Source organism: Arthrobacter sp. H14, from assembly GCF_000520495.1.
GTDB lineage: Bacteria > Actinomycetota > Actinomycetes > Actinomycetales > Micrococcaceae > Arthrobacter_C.
Window position 1 is genome coordinate 1 of the sequence record NZ_AZRX01000482.1, and the last position, 5,619, is coordinate 5,619.

Sequence of the window (5,619 nt, forward strand, 5' to 3'; positions counted from 1 at the left end):
AGTGAAGAACTGGCTTGAGAAGCACCCACGGTTCCACATGCACTTCACCCCGACGTACTCGTCGTGGATCAACCAGGTCGAGCGTGTCTTCGCGGAAGTGACCCGGGACCTACTGCAACGTTCTGATCACCGCAGCGTGCAAGCCCTCGAGAAAGACCTCCGCAGCTGGGTGAAGGCCTGGAACGTGGATCCACAACCCTTCATCTGGACCAAAACCGCCGAAGACATCCTCGCCTCCATCGCCAGATACCTGAAACGAATTAACGAATCAGGACACTAGCAAGGTTTCCTTGGTGACTATTATCCCCATATGGACATTCGCATTCGCTTCGATGTGGACGACGAGGCTGTTTCGCAGCTGCATGCTGCAGCGTTCGCGTCCTCATACCGGCTGATTCCCTGGCAGGAAAGACTTAGCAGGCACAGTGTGACCTGGGTGGGCGCATTCTCCGCCGAGGAACTTGTCGGCTTCGTGCATGCAGTATGGGACGGTGGAGCACACGCGTTCTTGCTGGACACTATTGTCGCGCCAGACCGCCAACGAACCGGCATAGGCCGGACACTGGTTCAGACTTTGACCCGCCAGACCAAACTTCATGGTTGCCAATGGCTCCACGTCGACTTCGAGCCGTCCCTAGCCGGCTTCTACAGCAGTTGTGGATTCACCCCCACAGAGGCCGGGTTGCTTTCGCTCACGCAACCTCTCTGATAGCTGGCCATGGAGCGGGACACCCTTGGACGCAGGGGGAGTTATCGTAAGCCGCTCCTCTTGCAGGAGGCGTTCCTGGGTGCCCAACCCACTGCGTGAGGTCGATTGGATGGTGGAGCCCAACTGCTGACCGAATATAGGAAGCAGAACCCTGTGGAAGAATCGGCCGGATGGATGCATCGGATTTCTATACCGGAATTGTCGCAGAGCTCTATAAACCGCTGAAGACACACTCCCAGGCATGGGAGCCCTACGCGTCGTTCATCGCGCAATCCGGGCAGCCCGCGCTCGAACTCGGGTGCGGAGACGGAGATCCTATTCTCGACCTGCGGCGCAACGGAATCGACGTTGACGGCGTCGACTCATCTGCGGACATGCTTGCACGGTGCGCTGAACGAGCTGCCCAGGAGCGGCTCAATGTCCCTTTGCATCACCAACGAATGGAAGAACTTAACCTGCCTCGCCGATATGCTTCGATCTTCCTTGCTGGACCGACTTTCACGCTGCTCCCCGACGACCAGACGGCCGTTCGCGCGCTTCAAGGCATCAGAAAACATCTCACCGACGACGGTTCGGCGCTTGTGCCGCTATTCATACCCTCACCGACTCCACAGGATCAGATCGGCAAAATCAAAGAAGCGATGACCGAAGACGGGACTGCCTTACGTGTATCGGTCATTTCCGAAGACCGAGATGAGGACGCGAGGACTCAACGAACCGTGCTTCGATATGAGAAGCACTTCGACGGAGAAAACATCGTCGAAGAGCGGCCATGGACATTGCACTGGCAAACTCAGGAAGGCTTCCGTGAGTTGGTCGAAGACACTGGTTTGACCGTATCGGCTATCAACGGCGTACAAGGTGGTGCTGCTGCTCCCGATGCCTCCGAGTTCGCTTTCCTCTTGCGACCGGGACACTAACATTGCGCATGTCAAGAGTCGCTCCGATTGTGGATCGGTTATCAGTGCGCTTTCCGGTTGGGAGACTTTTGTGCACGGTTCATCGATTGAAGCGCCAGGCTGTGCGTTCAACGATGGTAAATCCCAGTTTTGTGAGGGTTCGGATGCTCGGTGTTCCGGAAGCCGCTGTAGCCGCGGCCAGCGGCATGCCTAAAGTTTCCACCAGTTGCAGTCGGTGGGCGAGGAGGGCTCTTTGGGCTCCAGTGCCTCGCGCTGTTGGGAGTGTGCAGGCACCGCCAATTACCGCTCCGGTGGCGTGCAGGGACATGGCTGCCGCGGCGAGGGGCTGATCGTTCCGGGAAGCGATAAAACCACGAATGATTGGAAGGGCGTGCTCCGCCCGGATCAAAGCCCCCACATCGCTCGTCTCGGCGTAGCCGGCTTCAAGAAGGTCCAGAAAAGCCATGGTCTCGCCCTTGGTCGAAACTTCGCGTATCTGCCACCTCTCAGCGCTCATTTTTGCCATGGAAAAGTCATGGCCCGGACGCAAGTAGGTAATTGGTCGCGCAGGTGCCGGTTCGTAACCTTCGTCTAACAGCCAGTCGATTAGTTCCAGCGATGGGAACGTTGCGACGATGGCTGGCTGACGCGGGTCTGGAAACCTTCTGAGTACGTCGGGCAGGAACTCCACTGACTGATCGGTGACGCCTTCAATTGCGTTGAGGAAACCATATTGATCCGCGGTTGTCATGCTCGCCCGCAGTCCGCCCATGCAGAATGATTCGAACCGGCCGGGCAAACCTGCGGCCGCCGCCGCATCAAGCGATAGCGACTTACGCTCAAAAACAGCCAGCTCCGCAGCTTGAGTAGGCTCTTCGAAGGTATCTGGCATATTCGAAGCCTAACTTCGATTGACCGGCCAAGATGCTCTGACCATCGTGGCCCGCCGTCCCGCTGACGGATCCTTCAATGCGAAACCTTTGCTGAGGCACTAACGAGGAGCGGCAGGTCTACGGCTTGTCCTTCTTTTTCCATCCGTGTAGGTGTATCAGCCGGATCGGTAGGATGCTCAGATGAGGCAGAGGAACGTTTTGATGTTGGAGCCGCAGGATCCTGAGTTCATTTCCACCGCATTCGCTGATGCTTCCGGCAAGAGAAAAGCTACCGAAAGCCAGCGCTTGGATATTGTCATTGATGGCAAGCCGCTGCGCTATTGGTGGCGTGACTGGGAACAATCCGAGTCAGACGAGAAGGTTCCCGTGGCTGACCTTGTCACAATGCTTTCTTCAACATCCCGGAGGGAAGCGAACGACCAGTTGATCCAATTGCAAGGACCCGCTGTCGGCCAAAGGCCGACGAGGGCGGAGATCTACTACTGTGCGGCCTGCTTTGACGTCACCGATGGCATCTTGACGGTGGAAATCGAGCGGACCCTTGAGTCAGTCATATGGCGAGCCTTCGGATGGAAAGACGAATACCAGGACGGCAGTGAAGGTGCCCTGATCCCGAACTCAACAGAGTTCAAATTCGACCCAGACGCGTACGACTCCGTGCTCGATCGGGCCCACGATGAATTCCGCCGCAGGCGGGACAGACTGTCCCGCCTTCTGCACCGACATTGACTTGGGCGCTGAGGCATAGAGGCTTAGGTGGCAACCGGCACCCTCGCTAACTTCTACTGCGTCAGTTGTGGATCCTCCTGCGGGATCGTTCGTGTGACCTGGAGCAGATACTACAGCTTGTCTCGTTCGGCGCGGCGCCTGGCAATGCGCCAGACCACCAACATGAGTACGACGACGACAAAGTACGCTGAGGCCATGATCAGACCCACGATCAGCGATCCACCGTTGACCATGCTCAGCACAACCAAAACTACGCCCACCACCGCCCAGACTCCAGCCAAGATCAGCGCCTTTCTCGGCGTCAGCGCTCCAACCTTACCGGGCTCCCTCATCTGGGTAGCGCCATAAACCCCATCGCGGTTCATAGGCGGACTGATCGACCCCGTCCCCGGTCTGGGCCGGGGACGGGGATCCGCTTACGGGATGTCAGCGGCTCTGCTCGAGGACGTTTGCCTATCGGCGGTTTCGAGGGCATGCGCGACGAATGCGCGGGCAGCGTCGGCCTCGCCGGTGCGTGGCGGCACCTTCGGGTCCCATCCGAGGCCGCGCTCGTCGCGGACTTGTCCCAGCAGCGGCCGCCAGCGTGGATGCAGTGTGCGCAGGGCCCACTCCAAAGCTCCGGGCTTGCTGGCGACCTCGGCAGTTTCGAGCGTGTAGAGGATGCGGCAGGTTGTGAGTACGGTATAGCGTTGCCCCCAGGCGAGGGTGTCGATGTCGATCCAGGTGGCGAGGTCCTCCAGGAGGGTCGGTAGCGACGTAGCCGCCTCGCGACGCAGCAGGTCTGCGGCCACTACTGGCATGAAGGAACGCGGCACGGGTCCGGTCAGGGTGATGCCGTGTTCGCGCAGGATCCAGCGGGTGTAACCCCGGTTGCAGTGGTCGTCCCACTTCAGGGTGCGGTGCCCGTGGTCATTGAACAGCCACTTGCGATCGAGGTGCTCGACCGAGGCGAGCTGATCGACCGGTGCATAGGATCCTTCGAGATCCTGGCACCAGCGCCCTTCGCGGGTGGGAATCTCGTCGTGCAGTTTCCGCAGCTGTGTGATCTGCGGTTCAGATAAGGAGCCTCGGGTTGCCACGAGCCAGTCGCAGTCGCTGTGTTGGTCGCCGGCCCCGAGCGCGAATGAGCCTTGCACGTAGGCCCCGGCGAGATTCTCGCCTAGAATCCGCTGCCAGTGTCCGAGCATCTCTGCGAGGACCTCGTCGAGATCGGCGTACGGCGTTATGAAGTTGGGCGCGTCCATGAGCCGAGAGTAGAACGCGGCCACACCAAACTGCAATCGAACTGCCCCTCGAAGATGCCGAGGCAACCCAGTGAGGCCGCACGGTCGGTCGAGATGCCCGCCGTCCCGACCGCTAGCGGATCCGCTTGCGACACACGTGTACTGAACAACCAGCGTTCAGAGTTCACATGGCACGACCCGAAGATGATGACTGCGCCGGGCCGTGCAGACGAGTTCTGAGAATGACAGTAATCCTTGTGCCCGGTTTCCTCTGTTTTCGGGACGTGGTTCAGCTGCGCCATACTCGTCCGCTGGATCAAGGGATCAGGTCGAGGTACTTCTTGCGTGCTTTCATTGCGTGAATGGCCTCTTCGGTGCCGTCGTCGTGGACGAGAACAACGAGCTCGATGACGCGCCCGTGAGTGTCGAATCCAAGGATAAGAATGCGCTGAGGGTTCTCATCGTCGAGCGAGCCAGAGAGGATCGGCGACCCGACCGCGGTGACTATGTCTTCGTCGGGGATGCCATGTTTGCGCGCGGAATGACGGATGATCACGCGACGGACCACTCGGCCAGTGCGCGGCGTATGGCCTCGGACCGGCTGAGGTGATCGCGTTCGGCGCGTGCCATTACGGCATCGAGTTCTGCTTCGGTCAGGCGGACAGGCACGACCTTCGCTGGTGATTCGGCACGGGTAGGACGGCCCAGCCGTGTGCCCAGCCATTCGGGGTCGTAGCCACGTTCGGCTTCCGCCACCCAGGCATCGACCTGGTCCTCAGAGATCTCTTTACCGCCTAGTTCCGGACCATTCCATATGTCTGCAACCGAATTCCTCATAGCTAACAAGACATGCTCGCTGGATATTGAAACTTCTCCGAACTCGCGAAGATCCGGCCTTACATAAATTGGATACCCCGTGGTTGGGTCCCCGGGTAGGAGCCCGGTGACTATGTGAGTTTCGCATCCGATAATGGATGCAGGAGGAAATTCACAACAATGGCACGTAGACATACCCCGGATCAGGTCATCGCGAAAGTTCGCCAGGGCCAGAAAATGCTTAACGACGGTCGCCCGATGATCGAGGTCATCAAGGAGCTGCAGATTACTGAGGCGACCTGGTATCGGTGGCTTCAGCAGTACGGCAGCGAGAAGAACGCCGGCCAGAC

General features: G+C 59.1%; 9 protein-coding genes and 1 pseudogene. 5 read left to right on the forward strand and 5 right to left on the reverse strand.

Annotated features, from left to right (window positions below; all coding sequences use genetic code 11):
* The 3 genes from Y707_RS22530 to Y707_RS0101445 all read left to right on the forward strand — a co-directional run.
* A partial coding sequence (locus Y707_RS22530) for a transposase (RefSeq protein ID WP_035779851.1) occupies positions 1–280 on the forward strand: 280 nt, incomplete at its 5' end.
* 30 nt (positions 281–310) lie between these two features.
* Positions 311–709 carry a GNAT family N-acetyltransferase gene (locus Y707_RS0101440; protein ID WP_026533791.1) on the forward strand — a complete coding sequence of 133 codons (399 nt, stop codon included), beginning with the start codon at positions 311–313 and terminating at the stop codon, positions 707–709.
* Between the two features lie 170 nt (positions 710–879).
* Positions 880–1,629, forward strand: coding sequence for a class I SAM-dependent methyltransferase (locus Y707_RS0101445; RefSeq protein WP_026533792.1), 750 nt, complete (start codon positions 880–882; stop codon positions 1,627–1,629).
* A 79-nt stretch (positions 1,630–1,708) separates the two neighbouring features.
* Here Y707_RS0101445 and Y707_RS0101450 read toward each other — a convergent pair whose 3' ends face one another.
* Positions 1,709–2,500 carry a GNAT family N-acetyltransferase gene (locus Y707_RS0101450; protein WP_026533793.1) on the reverse strand — a complete coding sequence of 264 codons (792 nt, stop codon included), beginning with the start codon at positions 2,498–2,500 and terminating at the stop codon, positions 1,709–1,711.
* Positions 2,501–2,705: 205 nt separating this feature from the next.
* On the opposite strand from Y707_RS0101450, the gene Y707_RS0101455 reads away from it, so the two are divergent.
* Positions 2,706–3,230, forward strand: coding sequence for a hypothetical protein (locus Y707_RS0101455; RefSeq protein ID WP_155852632.1), 525 nt, complete (start codon positions 2,706–2,708; stop codon positions 3,228–3,230).
* 110 nt (positions 3,231–3,340) lie between these two features.
* Here the strand turns inward: Y707_RS0101455 and Y707_RS0101460 are convergent, their stop codons facing one another.
* The 4 genes from Y707_RS0101460 to Y707_RS0101475 form a co-directional block, all read right to left on the reverse strand.
* Complete coding sequence (locus Y707_RS0101460) at positions 3,341–3,562, reverse strand: hypothetical protein (protein WP_026533795.1); 222 nt, start codon at positions 3,560–3,562, stop codon at positions 3,341–3,343.
* A gap of 84 nt (positions 3,563–3,646) precedes the next feature.
* Positions 3,647–4,474 carry an aminoglycoside adenylyltransferase domain-containing protein gene (locus Y707_RS22535; protein WP_051441530.1) on the reverse strand — a complete coding sequence of 276 codons (828 nt, stop codon included), beginning with the start codon at positions 4,472–4,474 and terminating at the stop codon, positions 3,647–3,649.
* Positions 4,475–4,769: 295 nt separating this feature from the next.
* Positions 4,770–5,009: a hypothetical protein gene (locus Y707_RS0101470; protein ID WP_026533796.1), complete on the reverse strand. Its 240-nt coding sequence runs from the start codon at positions 5,007–5,009 to the stop codon at positions 4,770–4,772.
* Positions 5,006–5,290 (reverse strand): ribbon-helix-helix domain-containing protein, encoded by a 285-nt coding sequence (locus Y707_RS0101475; RefSeq protein ID WP_051441531.1) that lies wholly within the window; start codon positions 5,288–5,290, stop codon positions 5,006–5,008. The genes Y707_RS0101470 and Y707_RS0101475 overlap by 4 nt, the downstream gene beginning before the upstream one ends.
* A 159-nt stretch (positions 5,291–5,449) precedes the next feature.
* Between Y707_RS0101475 and Y707_RS30410 the strand changes: the two are divergent.
* Positions 5,450–5,619: pseudogene (locus Y707_RS30410) on the forward strand (IS3 family transposase); the annotation flags it as partial.

Excerpts from the sequence above, each read along its gene's own strand:
- Y707_RS0101450 (WP_026533793.1), bottom strand. The coding sequence starts at position 2,500 with ATGCCAGATACCTTCGAAGAGCCTACTCAAGCTGCGGAGCTGGCTGTT.
- Y707_RS22535 (WP_051441530.1), bottom strand. The coding sequence starts at position 4,474 with ATGGACGCGCCCAACTTCATAACGCCGTACGCCGATCTCGACGAGGTC.
- Y707_RS0101445 (WP_026533792.1), top strand. The coding sequence starts at position 880 with ATGGATGCATCGGATTTCTATACCGGAATTGTCGCAGAGCTCTATAAA.
- Y707_RS0101475 (WP_051441531.1), bottom strand. The coding sequence starts at position 5,290 with ATGAGGAATTCGGTTGCAGACATATGGAATGGTCCGGAACTAGGCGGT.
- Y707_RS0101440 (WP_026533791.1), top strand. The coding sequence starts at position 311 with ATGGACATTCGCATTCGCTTCGATGTGGACGACGAGGCTGTTTCGCAG.
- Y707_RS0101460 (WP_026533795.1), bottom strand. The coding sequence starts at position 3,562 with ATGAGGGAGCCCGGTAAGGTTGGAGCGCTGACGCCGAGAAAGGCGCTG.